This window comes from Stieleria mannarensis (assembly GCF_014154935.1).
GTDB classification, from domain to species: Bacteria; Planctomycetota; Planctomycetia; order Pirellulales; family Pirellulaceae; genus Stieleria; species Stieleria mannarensis.
In genome coordinates this window covers 20,190-45,299 of record NZ_JACEHH010000022.1, presented here as the reverse complement: position 1 = coordinate 45,299, position 25,110 = coordinate 20,190, and the positions used below count along the sequence as shown (strand labels likewise).

The 25,110-nt window shown below is 60.1% G+C and carries 15 protein-coding genes and 1 tRNA gene; 6 read left to right on the top strand and 10 right to left on the bottom strand.

Annotation, left to right across the window (positions count from 1 at the left end):
• Positions 1-12: 12 nt before the first annotated feature.
• The 4 genes from H1B37_RS16020 to H1B37_RS16005 form a co-directional block, all read right to left on the bottom strand.
• Complete coding sequence (locus H1B37_RS16020; protein WP_182867665.1) at positions 13-4,548, bottom strand: PVC-type heme-binding CxxCH protein; 4,536 nt, start codon at positions 4,546-4,548, stop codon at positions 13-15.
• A gap of 167 nt (positions 4,549-4,715) precedes the next feature.
• Positions 4,716-5,471, bottom strand: a complete 756-nt coding sequence (locus tag H1B37_RS16015; protein WP_182867664.1) for a tRNA (5-methylaminomethyl-2-thiouridine)(34)-methyltransferase MnmD — start codon at positions 5,469-5,471, stop codon at positions 4,716-4,718.
• Positions 5,472-5,810: 339 nt separating this feature from the next.
• Positions 5,811-8,726, bottom strand: a complete 2,916-nt coding sequence (locus H1B37_RS16010) for a thioredoxin family protein (protein ID WP_182867663.1) — start codon at positions 8,724-8,726, stop codon at positions 5,811-5,813.
• A 258-nt stretch (positions 8,727-8,984) separates the two neighbouring features.
• Complete coding sequence (locus tag H1B37_RS16005; protein ID WP_182867662.1) at positions 8,985-9,431, bottom strand: DUF1810 domain-containing protein; 447 nt, start codon at positions 9,429-9,431, stop codon at positions 8,985-8,987.
• Positions 9,432-9,681: 250 nt separating this feature from the next.
• On the opposite strand from H1B37_RS16005, the gene H1B37_RS16000 reads away from it, so the two are divergent.
• Complete coding sequence (locus H1B37_RS16000) at positions 9,682-10,689, top strand: methyltransferase (RefSeq protein ID WP_182867661.1); 1,008 nt, start codon at positions 9,682-9,684, stop codon at positions 10,687-10,689.
• Between the two features lie 67 nt (positions 10,690-10,756).
• Positions 10,757-12,373, top strand: coding sequence for a 3-keto-alpha-glucoside-1,2-lyase-like domain-containing protein (locus H1B37_RS33880; protein ID WP_182867660.1), 1,617 nt, complete (start codon positions 10,757-10,759; stop codon positions 12,371-12,373).
• 111 nt (positions 12,374-12,484) lie between these two features.
• On the opposite strand, the gene H1B37_RS15990 is transcribed toward H1B37_RS33880, so the two are convergent.
• From H1B37_RS15990 to H1B37_RS15980, 3 genes are read right to left on the bottom strand one after another with little or no spacing between them, the layout of a single operon-like run.
• A complete protein-coding gene (locus H1B37_RS15990; protein WP_182867659.1) occupies positions 12,485-13,498 on the bottom strand; it encodes a FliG C-terminal domain-containing protein in 1,014 nt (337 codons plus the stop codon).
• 22 nt (positions 13,499-13,520) lie between these two features.
• Positions 13,521-14,966 (bottom strand): hypothetical protein, encoded by a 1,446-nt coding sequence (locus H1B37_RS15985; RefSeq protein WP_182867658.1) that lies wholly within the window; start codon positions 14,964-14,966, stop codon positions 13,521-13,523.
• 47 nt (positions 14,967-15,013) lie between these two features.
• On the bottom strand, positions 15,014-15,385 hold the full coding sequence (locus H1B37_RS15980; protein ID WP_353620852.1) for an ATPase: 372 nt from the start codon (positions 15,383-15,385) through the stop codon (positions 15,014-15,016).
• A 546-nt stretch (positions 15,386-15,931) separates the two neighbouring features.
• Here H1B37_RS15980 and H1B37_RS15975 point away from each other — a divergent pair.
• The gene (locus H1B37_RS15975) at positions 15,932-17,494 is read left to right on the top strand and encodes a PDZ domain-containing protein (RefSeq protein ID WP_182867656.1); all 1,563 of its coding nucleotides are present in this window, start codon (positions 15,932-15,934) and stop codon (positions 17,492-17,494) included.
• A gap of 233 nt (positions 17,495-17,727) precedes the next feature.
• Here the strand turns inward: H1B37_RS15975 and H1B37_RS15970 are convergent, their stop codons facing one another.
• On the bottom strand, positions 17,728-18,003 hold the full coding sequence (locus H1B37_RS15970; protein WP_182867655.1) for a hypothetical protein: 276 nt from the start codon (positions 18,001-18,003) through the stop codon (positions 17,728-17,730).
• A gap of 337 nt (positions 18,004-18,340) precedes the next feature.
• Between H1B37_RS15970 and H1B37_RS15965 the strand changes: the two genes are divergently transcribed.
• A complete protein-coding gene (locus H1B37_RS15965) occupies positions 18,341-18,724 on the top strand; it encodes a carbon storage regulator (protein WP_182867654.1) in 384 nt (127 codons plus the stop codon).
• Positions 18,725-18,852: 128 nt separating this feature from the next.
• On the opposite strand, the gene H1B37_RS15960 is transcribed toward H1B37_RS15965, so the two are convergent.
• Positions 18,853-20,856, bottom strand: coding sequence for an esterase/lipase family protein (locus tag H1B37_RS15960; RefSeq protein WP_182867653.1), 2,004 nt, complete (start codon positions 20,854-20,856; stop codon positions 18,853-18,855).
• 347 nt (positions 20,857-21,203) lie between these two features.
• Here H1B37_RS15960 and H1B37_RS15955 point away from each other — a divergent pair.
• A tRNA-Leu gene (locus tag H1B37_RS15955) sits at positions 21,204-21,288 on the top strand.
• A gap of 302 nt (positions 21,289-21,590) precedes the next feature.
• Here the strand turns inward: H1B37_RS15955 and H1B37_RS15950 are convergent.
• On the bottom strand, positions 21,591-21,866 hold the full coding sequence (locus H1B37_RS15950) for a hypothetical protein (RefSeq protein WP_182867652.1): 276 nt from the start codon (positions 21,864-21,866) through the stop codon (positions 21,591-21,593).
• A 1,019-nt stretch (positions 21,867-22,885) separates the two neighbouring features.
• On the opposite strand from H1B37_RS15950, the gene H1B37_RS15945 reads away from it, so the two are divergent.
• A complete protein-coding gene (locus H1B37_RS15945; RefSeq protein ID WP_182867651.1) occupies positions 22,886-24,958 on the top strand; it encodes a S9 family peptidase in 2,073 nt (690 codons plus the stop codon).
• Positions 24,959-25,110 lie beyond the last annotated feature (152 nt).

Sequence of the window (25,110 nt, the reverse complement as noted above, 5' to 3'; positions counted from 1 at the left end):
GGCAGAGATCGATTACCGCGTTCCCAATTCTTTCAACCATGCCACCAGGTCGGCCAGTTCCTGTTCGCTGAGCGTGGTTTCGACCCCCTGGGGCATGATCGAAACCGTGCTCGGTGCAATCTCTTCGATGCTGTCACGTGGGATCTCAATGGGATCGCCCGCTTGCGGTTGCAGCTGAATCGAATCCGCCGCCTCGCGGGTGATCACGCCCGAATACACCTGTCCTCGCTCGGTCAGGATCGTTTGGGATTCGTACTGCCGAACGATGCTTGCCGAGGGAAACACGATCGATTCCATCAGGTCGTGCACCGACCGATTGGCCCCGATGGTCGACAGGTCGGGTCCGATGTTTCCACCGACGTCACCGACGCGATGGCAGGTCGCACATTTCGCTTTTTCCGATGCGAACACGGTTCGGCCACGCTCGGGATCGGCCGATTTGACCAACGGGATCAAGCGATCCAGTTTTTGAATCCGCTGTTCGTCCAGCATCGTCAATCGATCCAGCAACGCGTTGGCGCGTGGCAACAGTGACGGGGGAAATCGCTTGATCACATCACTGACCTCGGTCGTCGGCAGCCGATCGAGACTGCGCGCCGATTCCAAGGCGGTCAACAAGGCTTCGGCGACATCACTCGGCAGCGTTCTACCGTACGGCCGGATTAAATCTCGCAGCGCCGTCGCACCGGCGGTCGTCAGGTGGGGAGCCAGCGTTTGCAATTGCGGTGACGACAGTCGTGACGTGGAGAGCATCTGGGCCGCCTGGTTGGCTTCGCTGGGCGCACCATCATCGATCAAATCCAGCAAGATGGAAAAACTGTCAGCGTCCAACGGTGCGCTGCTGTCTTCCATCGCAGCCAACGCGGCGACGCGTTTGATCCCCGATTGAGCTTCGTCGCGACTGATCTCGCGCAACGATTCGTCAAACGCGTCGGTGGCGATCGCGTCGATGGCGGCGATCGCAAGTCGGGCGACCTCGCGTTCGTCGGACTGCAACAGTCGCGACAGAGGCATCTGCCAACTCGGATGTAGGCTCGGCTTGTCGCTGCGGCTGAGTGCCGTCAAAAGCAGGTCGCGGACTTGGGGCGAAGACGCGTCGTCAAGCGATTGCCCGATTTCCGCCGCCACGGGGTCTGCCCAGGCGAACGCAGATACAAGCTGGACGATCATCGACGAGCGCTGCGTCAGACGATCCGGTTGTGCGACCCAACGACGAAGTTGTTTTGCGACAAGTTCTGCAACCGGCCCTGTCCCCGATTCCGGTGTTCGATCGATTCCCACCGACCGGACTCTTCGCGACAGCATCTCTGCGGCAGTGCGCTGTAGATCGATGTCGTCCGAATCGAGCATGTCGGCGATGAATCGAGACGTGAGCACAACATCATCGGATTGATCGAGCACAACCATACAGACACGACGTACGCGGGGCGACGGATGATGCAGTCCCATCTCCAAGGCATCGAAATCATTGATTTCGATCAGGGCATAGGCGATCGCATGCTCCAGCGACCGATCGATCTGGCGGCCGTCTGCCAACGCGTCGATCAACGCGGTAATCGCCTCGCTTCGCCCGATGCGGCCGAGTGCCTTGGCGGCCTCGCGGCGGACCGGCGCGACATCTTCGCGCAGCATTTCCATCAGCTGATCGATCGCGTCGGGGTCTGGATAGGTGGCGATCGATCGGCAGGCGGTCAATCGGATGCTCGGATCGCGATCGGACAGCGCGGTGCGAACCGCCGTGCGAGCGGCGGTGTTGGAACCACCGTCGCCGACGATCCGCGTCAATGCCCAGATCGCGTTTCGACGGACGCGAATGTCGCTGTTCATGGCACGCGAGAGCGCCGGAACCAGCGGTTCGCCACGCCGTGCACATTCGGCGATCGCCCGCTCCCGCGCCTTGTGGCGTGTGTCATTGAGATGTTTGACCAGCTCGATGTCTGACAGAGACGCCCACTCGATCCGTTTTCCCCAGGGATCGACTTGAGTCGTCATCCCGTCGCGGCGGATTCGGTAGATGCCACCCAGGACATCCGGTTTGGACATTTGTGATGTCGGGCAGCCCCGATAAAACCACCCGCCGGTATCGACGACCAGCAAGCTGCCGTCGGCATCCTCGATCACATCGGTCGGATGAAAATCGTCGCTGATCCCGGCCAGAAACTCTTGCTGGGTTGCACTGAATGTCGATCCCTCGCGATCAAGCTTCACGCGAACGACTTTGCCCGAATTGAAGAACGTGGCCAGGAAATCGTCGCGCCAGCGGTGGTCGATCACACCGCTGCGGTAACGCGTGATGCCCGAGACGGCGACGTGCCCGAATTGGTGAATCGGCCCCAGCAGGTCGCCGGTGACTTTTAATTCTTCCAACACCCGTTCGCGGTGCGGATAGGCTCCGCCGTACAGCCAATGCACCAGTGCATCGACGCGGGGCCGGTTGTAAAGGATGTTGACGCTGCCGATCATCTCGCCTTCGTCGGTAAAGTCGACTTCGACCGGGTTGTCCATGCCGCCGCCGCAGTGAATGCGGACGTCCGAACCGTCGCTGCGACAGGAAAACAGATACGATCCTCGTCGCTTGCTGGTGATGTTCCCTGCGCCGTCTTTGAATTCGTGACCGTGGTATCCGTCGCACCAATACAGACGTCCGTCGGGGCCGAAGAAGCACCCGTGGATGCTGGCCGCATTGCCGGTGTAGCCAAACTTTGAAACGATGCTTTGCCGAACATCGGCAACCCCGTCATCGTCGGTGTCGGCCAGACGCCAGATGTTCGGCGGCGAGGCGACATACAACGCGCCGTCGTGCCAGACGCCGCCCATCGGATAGGTCATCCGGTCGGCGAACACGGTGGACCGATCAAAGCGCCCGTCGCCGTCGGTGTCTTCCAGCATGCGGATGGAGTTGGGCAGTTGCTCTTCCAGCTCTGCGGCACTCAGATTCACCCCCGCGTTGTTACAGATAAACAATCGGCCCCGATCATCCAGACACCCCATCGTCGGATGCGTGACCAGGGGCGGGCCGGCGACGAGTTCCGCTGAAAACCCGTCGGGCAATCGGAATTTGACCGGCTGGAATCCAGATTGCAGAGGCGGCGGTGGCGTGGGATCGACTTGCGCGAGCTCTTCATCGATGCCGACAAACAATCGCGTTTGTGACCCACCGCCGTTGTACATGTCGTACTGTTTGACCGCATATCGACCGTAAAACGCGTCCAGCTGGCCTTTCAATTCAATGACTTTTCGCTGATGTGCACGGTCGCCGACCAGGTTATTGAATTCATCGGGATCCGATTGCAAGTCGTACAGTTCGTGAGGGCCGTTGGGGTGCCGATGCACGTACTTCCAGCGTTCGGTACGGATGCAACGCAAGCCTTCGAACTCGTAGAAGACGGGCGTCTCGGCCTCGAGCGGGTCAGACCGGCCGGTCAGTTCGCCGCTGAAGTCTTTCCCCGGCGACGGCGGACTGGCAGGCATCTTGTCCTCCAAATCCAGATAGTTCAGCAACGTGGGCATGAAGTCGTAATTGGTGACCATGCGATCGGATTGGGTCTCGGATCGAATTCCGCCCGGGTGTCGCCAGATCATCGGAATCTGCATCATGCCGTCGCGGGCGGTGACGGGCCGCGTGTGGTCGCCCATCCCAAAGAATCCGCCATGGCCTCCGACCCAGCCCTGGTCGGCGACAAAGACAACAACCGTGTTCTCGTCCAGTCCGAGCCGTTTGAGTGTTTCCATGACCGTGCCGACGCCATCGTCGATGCCGCTGACTTCGGTTGCGACGCGGCGAATCGAAACGGGATTGTTGTGGTAGTCTCGGTTGCTGAATTGCCAGGGATGTGTCGGATCGCGGGGGAACGAAGGCAGTTCTTTGTCGGCATAGTATTCCGCATGGCGATTGCGACCTTCGCGAAGCAGCAACCGGCTTAGCGAATAGGGGCCGTTGTAGGACAGAAACAGAAAGAATGGATCGTCCTTTTCGGATTGCGATTCGATGAAACGGACGGCATGTCGGGTCCAGAAGTCCGTCAGGTACTCGGGTTCCTTACGGATCTCGCCGTCTTCGATGATTTGCGCGTCGTAAAACGTGCTGGTGCCGCCGTGGGGCATCGTGATCCAGTAATCGTCGAAGCCTTCTTGGGGGCGCAGGTTATCGCCCAGGTGCCACTTGCCGACCAAACCGCAGGCGTAGCCGGCGTCGCGGAGGACTTCGGGCAGCGAGGTCACTTCGCCGAGCGTGCAGCGGGCATCCGGGCCGACTTGTAACCGCCCGCCGCCCAGGAAGCAGTGCACGCCGTGTTGGGAGGGGATCAATCCGGTCAAGAACGTCGCTCGGGTCGGCGAACAAACCGGATTGGAGGCAAACGCGCGGGTGAACAGAGTGCCTTCGGAAGCCAAGCGATCGATGTTGGGCGTGCGGATGTCGCGATTGCCGTAACAACCCAACGTCCACGCGCCGTGGTTGTCGGTCATGATCAGGACGACGTTGGGGCGATCGCCGGCGGACGCCGCAAGGGGGAATCCACCCAAAAACAACAGCGTGACAAGAGACATCACGGAGTTCCGATCAAACGTAGCTACCTTCGCCAGAAGGTGGATCCCCGGGATTTTCCACGCTCTGGCGAGCGTCGCTACATCGATGTGGCGAAATCCAGCGAAAGAATGGCTTGGCATGGTGGGCAACCGGGTTGGGGCGGGGAAGAAGGAAAGCCCCCAAGAGTTTAACCGCTGGCGGGCCGCTGGACCGGTGTCGCCACCAACACTTCGCGTTTTCCCCCCACCGGTCCGGGGACACGGTCCACGTTCCAACCCGCCTGCTCCAGTGCGTCTCGGACCGGGCGGCTGCAACTGTACGTGGTCAATCTGCCGCCGTCGACGATCGCCCCACGCATCACGCGCAAGCAGTCCGTCGTCCAAAGCTGCGGCGCGCTGTCGGGGCAGAACGGATCGTAATAGATCGCGTCGAACGGTGGCCGAGTGCCGAGCGTCCAGTCGCGAACATCGCCCACTTCGATGATGACGCTGCGAGATGAATCCACTCGCCAGGGGTAGGTTCCCGGCGGGACCGTCGCGGGCAAGGATCGTCGAAAGTCCAAGTAGCCATCGACGATGTCGCGGCAAGAGGCCCAGTCATGTGGCAGCAGGTGCTCCAACGTCTCCGCGGCGATCCAGTCGTTTTCAACGGCCAGATACTCCAGCGGCGTGTCGCAACCGACCGCGGCGTCCAGCGTCATCAACATCGCCATCGATGTCCCCAACCCGATCTCCAGCACCTGCGTGGGACGTCGTTCATGCAGCCGCTGGAGCACACCGCTGTTGTGCAAATAAACGTGACGCGTTTCGGACGCCGCCCCGCAACCGCTGTGAAACGCATCATCGCTGCCGGCGATGACCAGCGTCCGGCTGCCATCGTCGGTCACCTGGACGAACAAATCCTCGCGATCGGTGGGGTAGGTTTCGCGGACGGGAATCGGCATGATGGGGACTATCTTCTTTAAATCGGAAATTAAATACCGCAACTTTCGAAAGACGCTATCGGGCGAGTTACGTACTTGGCGATGCGATTGAAGTGTCGCCGTGTTCTCCGAACTCGGCGTGCGTGAAAAAGCGACCCATTGCCCCGCGCCGACCTCGGAGAGGACGGCGACTGTCCAGCTAGTCTACCGCAGCTCAATTTGCGGGTCGTGTCGTAGCGGAAGCCGCCAAGGCTTTCGGCCCCCCATGCGGCATCGCCGGGCGCGTGCGAAACTCTTGGCGAGTTCCGCTACCAGAAAAGCAAGCTACGACGGACGCGAGTCTACCCCAACCACCTGCCATCAGTCATCCAGGCTTTCGATCAACCTCTCGATCTCGTCCGGCGTGATGTTCACGCAGGCGGCGTCGAGCATGGTGCGGAAATGTCGCTTGCCCTCGACGCCTGACATGGAACCGATGTTCCCGATCGGTCCGTAGCTGTCGGTGATCAGGTTGCCGTCGGCATCGAACATGCTGTGGAACGGCACTCCGACTGGCCGTCCTTGCGTCAACCGTTTGGCGACTTTGAATCCGTGTCGGTCGCGAACGTCATCGACCTTGACCAAGACAAAGTCTTTTTCCAGCACGTCGCGGTGGTCGTCGATCCAGCGACTAAGCCTGAAACACGGGCCGCAATAGCGTTGTCCGGTACGAATCCAAACACGGCGGTCGCTGGCCTGGGCCGTCTTGAACGCCTTGTCCCATTTCTGCTGTGCGTCCTGCTGCGGCGTCGCGTGCTGCTGGATGAACTCATCGGCGATCGATGCGGATCGGGCATCCGCTACGTTCAGCACCGCCCGGCCGAGTTCGTTTTCGTCGGCATCGTAGGCACAAATGAAGACGTGACCATCCTTGACCGCCGGCCAATTCATTCGTTCGACAAAGCTCTGGTCAACAGGATCCGCCAAGTCACTCGGGACGACGCGCAACTGCATGAACGTGGTGATCTTCTTTTGCTGTGAGTAATCCAACAACGATTTCTCGATGAAGTCGACGACCACTTCGTTTTCATCATCGGCAAGGATGACCATTTGTCGAAAGTTGTTCAGGCGGCAATCGCGTTGCGTGATTTGGAAGCGTTCGGCCAGCGTCTTCTTGTCGCCCGAAGCCTCATTCTTTCCCAACCGCGTGATGACCTCTCTCCTCTCCTCATCGGGCAACAGGTAGACGGTGTCGATCGAGCGAAACTGGTTCGGTTGGTGATCCAACGTGTCGGCCCTGATCGAAATCTCCGTCTTGCAGGGCAGCGACTCGAATCGATAACGCCCGTTTGCGTCGGTCAATCGTTCGATTCGGGGCAGGTAAAACGTAGTCGGGAAACCGTTGCCGAACCTGGATCCGTCGGAAACACGAATCGACGCTCGCACGGGATGGCTCGCCACGGGTTGGCCTTCCCCGTCAAGAATCTGGCCATGAAACGACTTCGTCGGGTACAGGCGGATCGAAGCGGTCCCATCTAGATCTTGGATCAAGGCCGACCCGGCAAACCGCTTGTCGGCGGAAACGGCGACGGCGGCCAACTTGGTCGCTTTGGTTTCAAACCGGAAGTTGCCTTCGTCATCGGCCTTCAAAGCGAACTCCTCACCCGTTTGGCCATCGATCGCACCGATTTGAATGGTCGCGTCCTTCAGTTCCTGGTCGTCTTGCCACGGAACGATCTTGCCCTCCACAGCAACTGCTTTGTCGACCGCTCGGTGGAGATGGATTTCGTTTTTGGTCCCCGCTTCGACGACAATCTTTTGGTTCGCCCGCCAGTCGGTGGAGTAGACGCTGGCTTCCAAATCGCCGGCGGGGACAAAGACCGTGACGCGTCCTTCGTCGTCGGTGTATCCGTCGCTGCGACGTCCGAGCACGCCCGATCGCGGTTTGCCGTTTTCTTGCCAAGTGAACGAATGGTTGGAACCCAAATGCACACGCATCTTTGCGATCGGTTTCCGGTCGCTACCGGAAGTCAAACGCACCTGCACCGGGATGCCTTTGGCGACGTTCAAATTGGGCGAGTTGTGTTTTTGTGTGACGGATTCGTACGGGATCAAATCGATCGAAGGAGTCACCCATCGTTCATCGCTGACGTAGGCGCAGTAGGTCGCATCGGGTAACACGTCGACCGAGAATCGGCCGTCAGCGTCTGTTACCGCATAAACGTAATCGATTCGTCCTTCCTCTTCGGCTTGAAACGATCCCAGTCGGACCACAAAACCACCCAGGAAGACATCGCCACCGGAAACAGCCCCTTCGACAGTGTGTCGCTCAACGGCTTTTTGGGCGGTGACCACGAACGCCTCCTGCTCGTACTTGCTCTCAACGCGCCGCCAGTCCTCGCTGTGGAGCTCGGCATAACAGTAGACGTCGTCGATCTCTGGGAAATAGGGATAAATCGCTACCCCGTTTTCGTCCGTGATCAACGTGACATCATCGGGGATGCCAAAGAAGTTAACGTGCGGTTGCGGAGTCGCCACTTGCAGTTGCAATGGGACATCTTTGATGGGTTTTTCTTCGCCGTCCCTGAGCGTCACGGGGCAGGGCCGACACGTCACCATCTCAATTTCATGATGATCCGCTTTGGGATCGCGAATCGGTTTGCGTGAGAATTGATATCCGCCGATCAATTGATCCTGCGACCAAGCGGTCACCGCAATCAACTCTTCATGCGGCAGCAGCAATATTGTTGCGACGCCATCGGCTTCGGCTTGGGTACGCAGGTAGGCACCGTTGTTGAGTTGGACGCGGAGTTTGGCATTCGCCACCGCGCTCCCCTGATGCAGCAACTGAAACTCGACCGAACGTTGCGGGCGCTCGACTTGTAACACGACGCCGTCGATCACGCGCTGTCGCAATTGATTCCGGACGATCGTTTCGTGGGCTCGGGCGCCGTCCTGGCAGCTGGCGTCAATCTTGACGCTGTACCAACGGTACTTGTTGACCGGAATCCAGACTTCGAACGCTCCGTCGCGGACCTCCGGCGTGACGGTTTCGAAGTGCTGTTGGTTGAAATCGATGCTGATTCGCACTGTCGCTTCATCAACCGCCTGGCCGTCCTTGCGCTTTACCCGCCCGCTCAGTCGCATCTCCAAGGCGTTGCCGCTGCCGCGAATCCAATCAGGCACCGTTTGCGCGTCGTCGCCACGGGCGACCAACGCTGCGGAACTGATCACGATCGCCATCGCGGTTGCGAAGCCCCCGGCGATCCGGGTGGCGGGTGGGTTTCCGGTGCGCATTATCTAACTTTCCCCTGTTTCTAACGATCGATCCACGACACGCAGGAGGGATAGTGGAGACGATGCCCCCCAAGATTGCAAGTTTCCGTAGTCACTCAATGCGGTCGCGATGCTCGTCAGAGCGTGGGGACGCCGGGGGACCACCTTCTGGCGAAGGTAGCTACGTTCGCGCGTCGATCCACCCATTACCGTAGCTACGCTCGCCAGAGCGTGGGGACCGCTGGCGATCCACGAGACTTCAATTCCCGGGTGGCGTAATCAAGCGAGTAACTGCAGCGTGCGATCGTCCGACCGTCCGCCGAAGTACTTGTCGAGGATTCGCTGGTACACGGACGCCGAGCCGGCGACCTGCGCGAACAACGTCGCGCACGAACACAGCTTCATGTCGTCGGGTGAACCAAAGATCTCCGTTGCCGTTCGGCCTTGGACCGACAACGCCGCTTCACAGCACTCGACCAATCGCGGCCCCAACACCGGATGTGCCAGGTAAGCCTCGGCTTCACCGATGCCGCTGATGCCGTACAACCGGGCGGTCGGACTGGACCCTAATCCGCGCAACTGGGGGAAGATGAACCACATCCAGTGCGTGCGTTTTTCACCGTGCTGGACTTCCGCGAGCGCCTGCGGGTAGCAACTTTCTTGGGCGGAGAGGAAGCGTGCCAAGTCAAACGGGTCGTCGTACGTGCCAGAGGTTTCGCTTTGCATGATGGACTCTTTCGCCAATGGTTGATCGTGATCGATCCGTTTGCCCTCTCACATGATATTCGATCCATACCAGCCCGAAACGCGAGCGAGCGGATCTGCTGCAGCCCTCGCGCGCCGCGGCACGAGTAAACCAGCGAGCCACTGGCGCTGCGTGCGGGTATTCTATCTCATTCCGCACGAAGTGGCACCTTCCAGATAGAATCCGACGGTCACCAGATCACCAACACGCCGACGAATCGTCGAGGAAACAATGAAAGAACTTCCGCCGGCGGCCCGATTGGGCCAGTTGATCACCGGATACTACGCCTCCCAAGCCATCTTTGCCGCAGCCAAGTTCGGGATTGCAGACTTGTTGGTCGTTGGCAGCAAGTCGATCGAAGAACTGGCGCACGCCACCGAAACCAAACCCGAACTGCTGTACCGCCTGTTGCGGGCGCTGGCCAGCATCGGTGTGTTTGCCGAGCAAGACGACAATCGGTTTACGCTGACGCCGCTGGCGGAACTTCTGCGCAGCGACGTCCCGGGATCGCAACGGTCGATGGCATTGATGATGGGCGAGGAACACTTTCTGGCCTGGGGCAATCTTGCCGATGCGGTCCAGACCGGCGACAACGCGTACGAAAAAGTCGTCGGACAGCCGATCTTTGAACACTTGGCCCAGCACCCCGAAAAGGCGCAGATTTTCGACGCCGCGATGACCGGGATCCACGGCCGCGAAACCGATGCGATCCTGGATGCCTATGACTTTGCCGGAATCGACACCATTGCTGACATCGGCGGTGGCAATGGCACAAAGCTGACGGCGATCCTGCAAAAGTATCCCCGCATGAAAGGCATCTTGTTCGATTTGAAGCACGTGGTCGATCGGGCGCGTCCCCAAATCGAAGCTGCCGGAGTGCTCGATCGATGCCAATTGGTCTCGGGCGACTTCTTCTACAGCGTACCAGGCGGCGCGGACGCGTATGTGATGCGACACATCATTCACGACTGGGACGACGATCGTGCACGCACGATTCTAAAACACTGTCACGCGGTGATGTCACCGGGGAACAAGTTGCTGGTCGTCGAAAGCGTGATTCCGCCGGGTAACGATCCGTTCATGGGGAAATTTCTGGACCTGACCATGATGCTGATCCCCGGCGGAAAGGAACGCACGGCTGATGAATACCGGTCGTTGTACGATGACTCGGGGTTTGATCTGGTTCGGATCGTCCCGACCCGCAGCGAAGTCAGCGTGATCGAGGGTGTCCGCCGCTAGACCGCTTCAATTACAATCGTTGTCCTTCCCCCCACCTCCCCCCGATTCCCACCCGCGAGAGCTCACCATGAACCACGTCGTTGTGCGATGTTTCGCCCTATTGGTTTTCCTGCCACTGATCCCCTTCGGATCGTCCATCGGAGCGGCCGAACCGAAACCGCCGAAAGGTTTTCGAGCGATCTTCAACGGCGAAGACCTGTCGGGTTGGCACGGCTTGAATCCGCACCGCGTGGTGAAACTGACGGGTGACAAGAAAGAGGCAGAAATCGCCAAGCAACGAAATGAGTTCGCGGAACATTGGCGTGTGGAAAACGGGGAATTGGTCAACGACGGCCACGGCCCCTACGCCACGACCGACCAGCAGTTCGGCGACATCGAATTATTGCTGGAATACAAGACCGTTCCCTCGGCCGATAGCGGCATCTATCTCCGAGGCACGCCACAGGTCCAGATCTGGGACTCCAACCAAGTCTTTGACCCGAAGCGTCCGACCCGTCGTCCACATCTGGGATCGGGGGGATTGTTCAACAATAACCCCGAAACGCTCGGTCGCGACCCGATGGTGAAATCAGATCGTCCGTTCGGCCAGTGGAATCAATTCAAGATTCGCCAGATCGACGACCGCACCTGGGTTTGGCTGAACAACCGGTTGGTCGTCGACGGTGCGGTGATGGAGAACTATTGGGATCGTTCCAAGCCGCTGCCCGCAACCGGACCGATCATGTTGCAGACGCACGGCGGTGAAATTCGTTGGCGCAACATCTTCGTTCGCGAGATCAAGCAGCAGGAAGCCGAACGCTACTTGGCGACTCGGCCGTTGTTGCCCAACCCCACGGAGTTTGACGTCGCTTACGGCGATCACCCGAAACAGGTGTTGCATTTTTGGAAAGCGGAATCCGAGACGCCGACGCCGCTGCTGTTTTTCATCCACGGCGGCGGATGGATGGCCGGCGGTCGGATGAGCGGCTTGCTGAACATGCTGCCCGAGATGCTCGATGCCGGGATCTCGGTCGTTTCGGTTGAGTACCGGTTCATCCCCGAGGCGACGGCCGACGGTGTCGTGCCGCCGGTCAAGGGGCCGCTGCACGATGCCGCCCGCGCGCTGCAGTTCGTCCGTAGCAAGGCAGACCAATGGAACATTGATCCGGAGCGTATCGCCGCCTCCGGAGGATCCGCCGGTGCCTGTTCGAGTTTGTGGTTGGCGTTTCATCCCGACCTGGCGGATCCGACCAGCGACGATCCGATTGCTCGTCAGTCGACGCGTTTGTTGTGTGCCGCCGTTCGCGGGGCACAAACCACGCTCGATCCACAGCAAATGAAAACGTGGACACCCAACAGCCGTTACGGCGGCCATGCGTTCGGATTCAAGGGCGACCCGGACAAGAAGCTTTCGCAGTTTGACGAGTTTCTTGCCGAGCGTGAATCGATCTTGCCGTGGATCGCCGAGTACTCGCCCTATGCCCTGGTCAGTGCGAATGACCCGCCGGTGCACTTGCTGTACAACGGCCCGCCGGCGATGGGCAAACCGGCCAAAGACCCCACGCACACCGCCAACTTCGGCGTGCAACTGCAACAGCGCTGTCGCAGCGTCGGAGTTGAGTGTGAGCTGGTCTACCCCGGAGCGGAGAACGTGCAACACGAAACGACCAGCGACTATCTGATCTGGAAGCTGAAGGGAGAGTGAAGCCAGCATGCCAGCGGGACGCGTGAGCGAGCGGCCCCGGGGTTTTACCCCGCGTCCAGCGCCCGCCACTGGCGCCCGCCACTGGCTCACGCCACGTGCTGGCAAACGGCCTCATGCGGCCAGCGAGGTTGACGATTGCTGTGTGAAACGGATCGCGATTTGCGCGACGATCTGCTTGGCCGCGTCGATGTCCGACAGTTGAAGCTGGCCCATCCGTCGCATGTCGCTGCGGACCTTGCGTGCTTGCCGTCGCGGCAGCATGTCCAGCACCGTTTCGGCGGTCGCGTTGGGCAGCCCGCACAACACCAAGAACGCCTGTTTGGTCGACACCATGCCGAGTGCACGGCAAAGCTGTTGGGGCGGAAGTTGAGTCAAGAACCGATCGATCCGTTCGGCAAGCTCGTCGGCGTTTGAGTGCGGGTCGGCAACGTGCGCGCCCGATGGTGGGGATTCCGCGGCGGTGTCATGCGGCGACTGTCGGTAAGTCTCTGGTGAAGCTTCTGGCAGACCGTGCGGTTGGGGAAGCGGGTCGGTGTTGTAACACAGCGACTGCCGTGGCAAGACACCGGCCGCCTGTGTCTGATGAAATTTTGCGAACATGCTCCGCAGGGCATCGTCCGGTGTCGCACGCTCCGGTTGTTCGATGGACTGAGTCTCAGCCAGCGATGGCTGGGGCGAATCCGACACATCCCATGAAGCGGCGGGTTTGGACGGAGCGCCGGCATCGGTGGGCGTTGGGGGTGCGGTCGTTTCCGACGTTTTTTCCGCCGACGCTTCGGCCACGGAATCCGATCCACGGTACATCGATTGGGAACGTTTTTTCGAAACCCTGGCTCGGCCGATTTGAATCTCGTCCTGAATCTCCGACTCAACCTTTTCGACGCGACTGGTTTCGCTCTGTAGATCGTCCCGCATTCGATTGAGCACGTGGACTTGTTCCATCGCATCGATTTCACTCATCGACGACATCTCATCGGCGATGCGTTGCTTGTCATCAGCGCCCAATTGCCCCAGCAACACGCGGTGTGTCCGCTGAGGCAGCGTGTGCAGCAAGATGGCGATCTGGCGGATCGAATCGCCTTGGCCGATCGAGGATCCGCTGGCGGTGTCGGAAGAGGTGATCATGGACGCAGTCGGTTATCGGGTCTTAAGCGGCATCGGCGATCCAGCTGTGGACGATCTGTGCGGCCAGTTCCGGATTGGACTCGACCAGCTCCGTCAAATCGTCTCGCAGCGTGGTCTCTTCGGCGGTCGTCCGGTTGGTCACGGGGCGGTCGGATGTCCGGGCCGTTGCTCTGGCGGGTTTGGTATCCATGGTCGTCGCGTGGGCCGCGACCGGAGAATGACGCATCCGCATCCGTAGCGTGGCGAAACCGAATCCGATCGCGACCAGCAGCAGCGTACCCAGCGAGAGTGTCAGCACCGGGTTGGATTGCAGCTGGCCGATGATGGCGGTCCAGCGCTGGGTCGGGCGGACCGGTGCCGCGTAGACGGGGGTTTGGTCGGCGTCGGGAAAGCTCCAGACCTGGACCGCGCTTTCATCGCCATCGGTATCGCCATCGACCAGCGGAAGGATCGCATCACGAATGTTGTTGATCACCTTGGTGCGGACGGCGGCCAATTGCTCCTGTGTCGGCGCCTGGGCGGCAACCGAATCGGGGTGCCGGGCGCGGTAATCGTTGACCCATTGGGCGTGGAATTGGCTTTCGGGGACGCCGACCGAAACCCGCATCCGGAATTTGCGTGATGTCGCGGGGGTTCGGATCGACTTGGAAAGCGCGATCGGTTTGCCGTCAGTCGATGGGACGTGATCTTGCCCGTCACCTGCTTTCGACTCGCGGTAGACCGATCGCGCGGCGATGTGCAGGCCGCGGTATCCGCCCAACAGTTCGGTCAGCCGCTGTTCGAGTTCGTATTCTGCTTGACGCTGTTGCCGGGTCAGCGGGTCGTCGGATCCGTTGTAGGTCTTGCGTGCCGAGGTGTCCGTGACGGTCACCTGGTCGGCGTCCATGCCGGCGTAGGCTCCGCTGACCAGGTGTTGAATCATGCTGATCCGCCCGGGCGCGATCGGTTTGCCGTTTTTGGAAACCAGCAAGACACTGGCGGACTGGATCGTTCGCCCATCAAATCCGCCGACGGACTGTTCGTCGTAATCGACGCTGCCCCAAACGATGTCGTCAAACGCGGCGATCTTTTTGCCCAAATCGCGCGCTTTGGCGACTTGATGGCGGGTCCGTTTGGCCGCTTCGGATTCGAAGTAACCGCCGCCGTTGAGCGCCTCTTCGACACTGCTTTGCAACGCATAGGGAAGCGCCGAAGCCTGCTCCAGGGCCGCCAAGTATTCGTGCCGTTTCTCGTGCGGAATCAGAATCTGACCGTTTTCAGGCCGCCAACCGCTCAACCCCGCCTTGCTGAACGCCAATTCGACTTGACCGAGTTCCCAATCATGCAGCGACCGCCCGCCGAACAACGGTTCCACGGTCGGCGAAGAACCGCTCGGGGTGATGTAGTAGATTCCGCCCAAGATCAACAGACCGGCGATCACGCAGGCAACGGCCCGCGACAACGCCGACGCGCCCGAAAGAGGCGGCACGGTGTCCAGGTGAGATTTAAATCGTTCGGTCCGCTGACGCAACACGCTTAGGCTGCCAATCGACGACGGGATGCTTGCGAGGGGAACAGAATGGTGACAGCCACACCGCCCTGAGGGCAGTTTTGCCACTGCAAGTCGGCATTGATCGCCGCCGCCGCGATCGGCAAGTGACGTTCGCGACGGGTCGCGTCGGTTCCGCTGTCGGCGATTTCTAATTCCAACCCGGCAGCCGTCTGACAGGCCGTGATCGTCAGATCGCCGCCGTCGGGCATCGCCTCCAACGCCTGCTTGCTCAGTGCGGTGATCAGATCGGCCGTCCGCTGGTGGTCGCAGGGGACCGGGAGCTCCAGCTCGATGTCCAATTCCAGACACACCGGAGCCTGGTGTTGAATCAATAACGGTGCGGTCACAGTTTCCACCAGAACCAAGAGGTTCCTGCACTGTTCCGGTTCCATCCAGCCTTTGGCCATCGTGGCCTCCGCATTAATCGAATGTTCAAATTGCTTGTACGACCCGCGACTTGCGACACGCGACCGAGCCACGATCGGCGAACACACAGACGGTAAATCGGTGGAAAATCGCCGGAATGACTCAAGCCGTCAGCCGCGTGAGACCGGCATAGCCTTTTTCCATCGGTCGATGCAAGGCGGATTAGGCGCACAGGTGGCAGCTTGCCGCGAGGCGAAGGGGGATCCCGACCCTCGAACGCCTCGATTTTTTGCGATTGAAGCGTATGATTGACGCCTCGAGCCCTTGGTTGCCGGCCTGCGATTTTCCCGTAGCGGAACTCGCCAAGAGTTTCGCACCGGCGCGGCGACGCCGCGTCGGGGCCGAAAGCCTTGGCGGCTTCCACGACAACCCGCCGTTGCGCGGGGGCCGAAAGCCTTGGCGGCTTCCGCTACACCCCGCCGTTACGTTGCCACACTTTCGCTCTCCGTCTTTGCCCTAACCCAAACTGACATCACATGCGTTCACTGCATCTACCGCTCTCGATCACCGTGCTGGTCGCGTCGGTCACCTTTGTTGCCGGCGATGCCAGCGGGCAAGGACTGCTGCAACGGCTGAGAAGCCGGATCGCGCCGCTGGTGCAAAGCCAGCTGGAGCAACGTGACGGCGAAGCGGCCGACAACGAACTGCCAGCCCGCCCCTTGGCACGCGGCGCGGCAAGGCGGAACGCCGCGGCTGAAAATGCCGCGGACACCCCCCCGGCGGACAACCACCCGGCGGCCGACACCGGCCCGATGGCCCGCTACCGCTCGCTGGCCCGTCCGGCAGTCGGCGGGGCCAGCCGAATCCCATCGGTCGCTCCCCCGGGCACCGGCCCGCTGGCTCCACTGCCGCCGCTCTCAACTGGCCCGACGCCGGCGATCGGCCCCAGCGGAGTGCGTCAGGCCGGGGCAGAGACGCTGCCAGAGCCGAATGGCCTGCCAGAGCCGAATGGCCTGCCAGAGCCGAACGGCACACCCGCACCGCCCGGACGTTCCGAAAGCTTTGGCAGGTCCATCCTTTCTCCGCTGGATTTCGGCGACTCTGCCGACCAGGCGCCGACTTCACGCGCTACCGCCTCGATCGGCATCAAGGGCGTGTCGGCCAACCCGGGCTACCCGGCCGTCCAGATCACGGAATTCGCCAACCACGCCCGCGCCAATCACGAAGGGCTGCGTGTCGGCGACTTTATCTTCGCCATCGACGGCGTCCCCACGCCCAGCGTCGCCGCCTTGGTCGGCCAAGTCGCCAAACGTTCCCCTGGCGACAGCGTTCGATTGCGGATCGGACGCGGCGGTCAAGTCACCGACCTGGACATCACCCTGGTCGCTCAACCCGACAACAAACCTGACAACGGCGCGGCCGTACCATCTGATCGGCCCGCCTATCCTCCCGTTGCGTCGACGCTGCGGCCCCAACCGCTTTCCCCCGCCGAAACAACGGGCGCGGGGCCAACTGCAAGGACGGCCGCCGCAGCGAAAAAAACCGCCGAGCCCAAAATCGGCGCGGAGGTGCGTGACGTCCGCGGCCGCCGCGGTGTCCGCGTGACCCAAGTCCAGCCGGGGTCGCCGGCAGACACCGCGGGGCTGAAAACGGAAGACCGGATCGTCGCGATCAACGGCAAGATGGTTTCCGATACCGCCGGCTTGTTCGCATTGCTAGCCGCCGTGCCCGCCGATTCCGCCGCCGACCTACAACTGATCCGTGACAATCGACTTGTCACGGCCACGCTTTCACTGCAAAGCGACGACGCATCCAAAACTGCAAACCCCGCAGGCGGCAACGCCGGTGGGTCGCTGGTCGGCGGCCTCGGTTCGGTCCTCGGAGGAATGTTCGGCCAATCCAACGCCTCCTCACCAACTCCCGCGAAGGCCAACGACGACACGGATGACGATCCGCAAGCCGAACCGGCCGCCGAAGCCGTCTTGCCGACACCGTCAACACCAACGCCAAACGTCGCAGACGATTCGGAGGACGTGAAGGCGGAGATCCAACGGCTGCGCGACCAGCTCAAGCAACTCGAATCCAAACTGGACGATTAACCATTGCGACACAAACGCCTGTGATCAGGAAGGGGCGACACTCTCAATGGATAGACCCACCGATGGCAGAGCGTCCCCACCGATAATAAGCTGCCTGACATCCGTGGGTATGCCCTGCTATCCGTGGGCTAACTATCCGTGGGCTAATCTTCCATCCGGCCGGCATGTGCCGACGCGCGCGGTCTCCTGAGGGAACATCGCACCTCGCCCCCGAGACGCACGGCGGCGTGATTCTAGCCGGCCATCGCGGTGCGGAAACTGATCACCGCGGGACCTTCTTCCGTCGGTGTCGTTTCTTTCACCAAGTTGCTCGTCAGCGTCATCTTCAACGCCGCCACCTGATTCGGCTCGATCGCGATTCGACTCTGCACGAACCAGCCGACGTGCGGCGAACGGCTCTCTTGGCGGAGCACCAGGGTGGCGGTGCCGGCGGCGTCGGTCTCTTGTGCCAACACGAGTCGCTGGTCGCCGGAGTCGCTGGGAAAGACATTCAGGATCGTCGAATTCATCAGATACCAGAAAGCGTGACGCGAAAGGGGGCGGAGGGACGTCCGAAGTGCAGGATGTTGAAATTGATTCTCAACAACAGAGGAGTTTAACGAACCTGCGCTGGGCGTCAATCTTTCAAATCGGTGTAAAGTCTTCCATTTCTGTGACCGGGGTGCACGGGACCGAAAACGCCTCGGTCGACGCAAGCCGTTCCATCAAAACAGTTTGCGTCAAAACCGAGAACTTTCACGCGATGATTGGCACGGTTGCTGCATTGCTACACTTTCGCGGACAAGGATGTGACAGCCTTGGACGAGTTTCTACCCTCTCTCGCCGAAACCGGCAAAGGAACCTGCCATGTTAGTTCTCTCTCGAAAAGCTGATCAACAGATCAAAATTGGCGACGATATCACTTTGACGATCGTTCGCGTGGAAGGAAATCGAGTTCGAATCGGGGTCAGTGCACCGCGCGACGTCCGCATCCTCCGCGGTGAACTGGCGGTTGAGCCGTCAGAGGAGCAACAAGTCGAGTACGAGCTGTCCGAGCGAGAATTCGCGTTTGCCCACCAAAGCGCATCGGATCGGATCCGGTCGAAACAAACGCCGCCCTCCCAATCGGATCACACCGAGGTCTTCAGCGGTTCGGTCTCCGCCGACGGTGGCAAGGTCGAACTGGTGGCCGAACGCTCCAAGCGAAAGGCCAGCCGCGCGCCCCTCTCCAGCTTTGTCTCGGCCTCCTAACGGCCGCAGTGGGTCAGCAGCGTCTCGTGACAACTCCGGCGCAGCAAACCATTTTGTCGCGACCGCGTCAAAGCGGCCCGGCCGTCCCCCCCCAACCCCGCGAACGGATTCGCGGCGGCCTGAAACCTTTATTCCACAAACCCCACTTTGCGAACCACTTCCCTGCCTCGCTGACTCTCCGGTGCATCCGCGACACGGTCGGCCGAATCGACATCGCGCAGGTGTTCCAACAGAATCCGACGGACTTCGAAAATCGCCTGCCCGGTCATATGGATTTTGGTGTGCTCGGCATCGACGATCAATTCGCTTTCAGTGTCATCCATTTTGGCGCTGTCATAGGCCACGATCCCATCGCCGCGTCCCGCTTTCTTTTGCAGCAGCGTTGGGTCTTGCAGGACTCCGATGATATTGTGGTACTTCACCTTGGGGGAGTACTTGGCTTCCAGCATGACCGGAAAGATCGGTGATTCGGGGGCCAAGGAATCGATGGCGTTGGCCATCGTCAACAGGTCGGTATCGCGAAACAGTTCGGGATTGTTTTGAACCAAATGTTCCCCGGTCGTCTTATTCATCGTCGGCAGCTTAATGAATTTGCGCGCCAACCAGCGTGTCAGTTCGTTGGCAAACTTGCTGCCGCGGTGGGGCGTGCCGATCGTGATCACTCGGCTGACGGATTGATTCGGTTTAAAGAACAGCGTACTGACCAGTTTGTCGCGCTGCTCGACGTCGCCTTTCAACTTCTCGGTCGGTTGGTCGCTGACGATTCGCCAGAAATCGTCACCGCTGTCGATCGTTTGCATGCGGCTGATCAATCCGCCCATGCTGTGTCCGACCAACACCATCTGGTCCATTGGCACGTCGCGGTGGGCGGGGTCAAAGGTCTGCCGCAACTGGTGCAGGTCGGTCCTCAATTGCGTCGCACTCAACCAAAATGGTTGCCCCGACGGGTACAGGTAAAACCAAAACTGGTAGCGCTCACGAATCTCCGGAAAACTCCGCAGGTCATTGAACATGTCCATCCACGTTCGTGGACTGGACCACAGGCCGTGCACCATCAGCACGGGGATGCGGTTCGGGTCGTAGGGCTCCAGCATGTACAGGCCACGGTTTTTGGCGGCGCCGGCGGGATTCAGTAATCCCTCGGTTTCGTGATTACGTTCACGAAACCGCGGCGTATCGAGAAAGAACGCCAGGGGTGTGGTCAGGTCGGTTTCCAGAGGCACCCAATGGTTGGCCAGTTTGACTTGGTTGGCCGAAAGGGGATCGAAGAACTCCAGCACACAGGTGTCGGCGTCGCCATACCCACCGTTTGCGGGCTTGGCGCAACGCATCATCGCGGTGACGCCGTAGCTGAGACCTTCGGGGTAGTATTTTTCTCGTGGGTCGTCGTTCGCGTTACTCTTGCGGACGGCGATCATCGGCACGCCTAGACCGAACGTCGTGTGCTTGCTGCGCAGCGTCGCGATCTCGTAGTCGCTGACGAATTCATAGTGATCGAATTCGTCGGGGTGCCAGTTGCCACGCAGCTGGGTTTGAATCACGAACTCGCGATCGGGAGTTTTGACACGGTAGGTTTGCCCCGGCTTGATGTGGTGTTCTTCGCACAGCAGTCGCAGTGTGTCTTCCAGCGATTCGTTGTACAGGTCACACGTCGCGCGGAATTGTGGATCGTATTGGTTGCGGGTCTCCGACAAATCCTCGTCAAACAGGTAGTCATAACTGTTGGTCAGGGCGACGCCGAAATAGCCCAGCGCGTCGCTCTGGTCGCCCTTGGATTCCGCTTTTTTGCCTTCGACATAGGACAACTCGGCGAGCGCATGAATCAGTTCCGGGTCACGGTTGTCTCTCAGCGTGGTTTGGATTTTTCGCAAACACACGTGGGCGTCTTGGTCGTACCCGTCGCGAAGCCCGTAGCGCCGGAGCGTGTTCCACGTCCGCTCGCTGATTTGCGGCCCCTTGCGATTCATCAACCGCAGCTGGGCGGCCAAGGGATTGTCGCGCACCGACCGAGCCGTCAGGTAGCGGGCCGTCGAGCAGCCGGAGGACAGGCCAACCAGCAGAGCCAGCACCAACAGTTGGACGCCCCGAATCGATCGGACACACTTCGATGCGACCGTTGCCTTCGGTTTCATGTTCCCTGTCGCGTTCGCTTTCACGATGGCCGACGCAGCCCCGCGGGGCGCAGCGTCATGCGTGATCGCATCCGAATCGGATGCCGATTCAAGCCGGCTGGACGGAGCGGTAGGGGACTCGAGCAACATCCTGTCAATCGAAGTGGGGGGGCAACACGGGCACAGAGCGTTCGCACCGCTGGTGCGGACACTAGAAAGCCGACGGGTTCCGTGTCAACGCAAGACGAAAAACCGGTCGGTTTCACGGCCGAGCGTTTCACGCCGGCAGTGGGGACGACGCTAAAAACCTTCCGACCACAGCTTGACTCCGACCGCGGATTCTCGGAAACTGCCGCTCCCAGTTTGACGCGGCCGTGGCGGAACTGGCAGACGCGCTAGGTTGAGGGCCTAGTGGGAGATAATCCCGTGGAGGTTCGAGTCCTCTCGGCCGCACTCGAGGGTACCCGCAGGCGGAATTTTATTTTGTTTAGGATCGACACGATTCACCGCTTCGATGAACCGTTCGGCACTAACAATTATCCCCCCAGCGGCGTGTCCAGCTGGCCAGACGCGATCGCACGAGTCGTCAAAGACGCTTTGTCGTAGCCCACCAGGCCCAAAATCCTCACGCCGTCCCGAACCGGCACGCTTCATTTGATGCCCGCTGCCCTCACGGTCTGCTTGCTCGTCAAGCGTATTCTGCTGTGCTGTATGCCTGGTATTCGTGGAACAGGATTCAGACCTCACGCGTTCGGTCACAGTTGAATGTTTCCGTTTTGGAGATCGTAATAGTAAATCCCGTAGCTCTTCAGATCTTCGACGGCTTCAAGCATTCGCCTGAATTCCTCTGCGGGGTAGTCGGCTTCAAATCCTTGAAGCGTCTCTTGCATTACTTCTGCGGAAAAGTCTCCAGGATCGTCGAGGTGCGCTTTGCCGAAGTCTACGATTCTTGGCGCTGCTACAATTCCAATCTCAACAATCATCAAGTTGTTGTCGTAGTCAACCAATTGCGGAACGGCGAATCCTGCCACCTCGGTTACTTCGAAACCTTCTAGCCGGAAATAGCAATTCCTCTCGTTTCGGTAGGTTTTAGGGCGATAAAATGATTTGATTGCAGTGTTTCGGTCAGATGGCCAAACCCATCCGTCTTATCCGTTCCCGAGTTTCTGACTAAAGTCGATCTCGATCAGACGAGTTTTGGCATACCTTAAGGCGGCATCCCTTGCCTCATCATCACTTCGAGCAATGTTGAACTCGATCACACGTTATTCCTCGCAGGTCACGATTTTGCTCCTAATTGCGGGAGTCGAATTAGAGGTTGCTCAAGTAACGAATAGCGTTCTTTTCTTGCGTGAACCGTTCGAGACAGACGTTGAAAGTGCTGAATTGATCATTAGGGTCGATGGCACTGAAAATCGCAATCCGATTGTCGTGCCACAGGGGATCCGGCGAGACTCCAGGCTTGTCAGTTATTTCTAGAGTCCTCCCGATCCGGTCTTATCCTGGACGGGGGGCGTTCAATCGATCTAACTCGCCCTTGCGGTCGCCGGGTTGTTCGTTCCGCGTTGCCGGCCGATGCCTTACTGTTGCTGCTGCCGACCAATCTCAAAACTGTGACCGTGACGCGCCCCCATGGTGATGGTGTGCTGAGCTGGATTGGGCCATCTTACTCGGGGACGCGGGGCGCTGTGTAATCGCTTGACCGTTGCCCTTGAATCATTGACCAGGTCAGTGGTGATCGAGCGAAGTCAGAGTCGAGCGTTGCCGCAAGGGATTTGCTGGTCAGTTGGGGGCAGCGCCGGCGTCTTCAGCCTCGCGAAGATGCATTGCCATCGTCGAAGTGGCCAGTTGATGGGCTCGGGGCGTGTTTTGTGCGCATTTGACCAGAAGACACACCCGTAATCACAAGAAGCCGCACTCGTCACCGCTTACGATATCGCTGCTACAGCGGACGACTGAAGAGGCGTGCCAAACGCAGGGGGCGCCTGCGTTGCGCTCTCGGATCGCCTTCGTCACATCCTCCATCGGACCAACCCGCGAGTAACCTCAGATGCACCCCAGACATGGATTCCCGGTCGCGATTCTCTCACTGATTTCATTGACGGCGTTCACAGTCGGTGAACTCGCCGCACATCCGCCCGGCAATTCGACCTGGGTCACCGAAGCTGAACCTCGGTTGAGGACGATCTACGAGGACAGAGAGTTTCGGGCCGAGGAGTTCCGGGGCGAATGGATGGACGACAGTTCGGGATACACGATTCGCCGTCAAGATCCCGATACCGGCCAAGCGCGCCTGGTGAAGGTGGACCTGATCAGCGGCGAACAGACCGAATCGGAATCGCCGGAGACGAAATCACGCCCGCGCCGCCGCATGACGTCACCCGCTGGCACGCATCGGTTGGAAGTTCGCGATCAAGGCCTGTTCGTGCACGATTTGGAAAGTGGTCAACGCACCGCGTTGGTTCACGCATCGCCGGACCGGGACATTTCGTTTCATGACGTCGGGTGGAGCCCCGACGGAACCCGCGTCGTCTTTGTCGAATCGGACGCCACCGACGTCCCCACCCGTCCGATGCTGATCCCCGACGATCCCTCCTATCCGTCCGTCAAGAATGTTCGGTTTGCGCGAGTCGGTGAAACGATAAACGCCCTGCGTGTCGGTGTGGTCGAAATCGACGGTGGCGAAACGAAGTGGCTGTCGATTGGTCCCAGCGGAGACGGAATCTATCTGGGACAGGTCGAGTGGGCCGGAAACTCTCAAGAAGTGCTGGTCGAAAAATTGAGTCGTTTTCGCGACCTGCGAGTGTTCTTGATCGCCGGCGTTGACGGCGACATGAAAGAGATTCTTCGCGAGACCGACTCGGCCTGGGCGGTCGGCAGCCAGGGCAAGAACTCGGGGCTGATCTGGATCCGCGACGGGGAAGCATTCATCGTGATCAGCGAAAAAGACGGCTGGCGTCATGCGTTCCTGCACTCGCGAAGCGGCAAACCGTTGGCATTGCTGACCCCGGGCGAGTACGACGTCATCGATCGGGCGGTCGTCGATGAAGCGGGCGGCTGGTTTTACTTCTACGCCGCGCCGGGCGATGGACCACGAAAGTACTTGTACCGCGTTCCGCTGGATGGTTCGGGAACGCTCCAGCGAATCACCCCCGCCGATCAACCCGGGACACATGACTACGACTTTTCCCCCGATGCCAAGTGGGCCTTTCACACCTATTCGACCCTCGACCAGCCGCCGGTGACCGACCTGGTCGAATTGGAAGGCCATCGGGTGGTGCGTGTGCTGGAGGAAAACCGCCCGCTACGCCGGCGAGCCGAGACGATGATGGAACGGCCGGCAGAATTCATCCAGCTGGACATCGGCCAGGGCGTCTCGATGGACGCCTGGATGATCAAGCCCAAGGACTTCGACGCCTCCAGAAAATATCCCGTTTTCGTTTACGTCTACGGCGAGCCCTACGCCCAGACGGTGCTCGACCAGTGGGGCGCCGCGCAAAACCATTTCCATCGCGTCATCGCCGACCTCGGGTACCTGGTTGTTTCGATCGACAACCGTGGCACGCCGGCGCCCAAGGGGGCCGCGTGGCGGCGATCCATCTTCGGCAGCCTGGGGCCGCTTTCCACCGAAGACCAAGCAGCGGGGCTGAAGGAACTGGCGCGGATGCGATCGTATGTCGATCTGTCGCGAGTGGGAATTTGGGGCTGGAGCGGCGGAGGGTCCAACACCTTGAACGCCATGTTCCGCAAACCCGACGATTACCACGTCGGAATCGCCGTCGTCCCCAAACCGCAGCCCCACTTGTACAACGCTTGGTTCCAAGAGATCTACATGCGAACCCGCCAAGTCAACCCGGACGGCTATGAGCGGTCGGCCCCGATCAACTTTGCCGAAGGTCTGAAGGGCAACCTGTTGATCGTCACCGGGTCCGGCGAAACCAACACACACATCCAGATCATCGAAGGATTGGTGGATCGGCTGATCGAACTCGGCAAGCGATTCGATTACATGGTCTATCCCAATCGCGACCATGGATTGCGCGAGGGCAAGGGATCGGAGCTGCACGTGCGAATGCTGATCGCCAGATACCTGGTCGAACACCTGCCTCGCGGCCCGCGGTGACCAGAATCGCCACGTGAAGACCCGGACCACCAAAAGGATGAAGTCCTTCTCCCTGGCAGGTCGTGCGGTTTTCACCGCTGCAATAACAGGAGTTTACGAATTCACCCTCCCTTCCAGGGAGGGTCGCGGAGGAGTATACGACGACGCGGGGA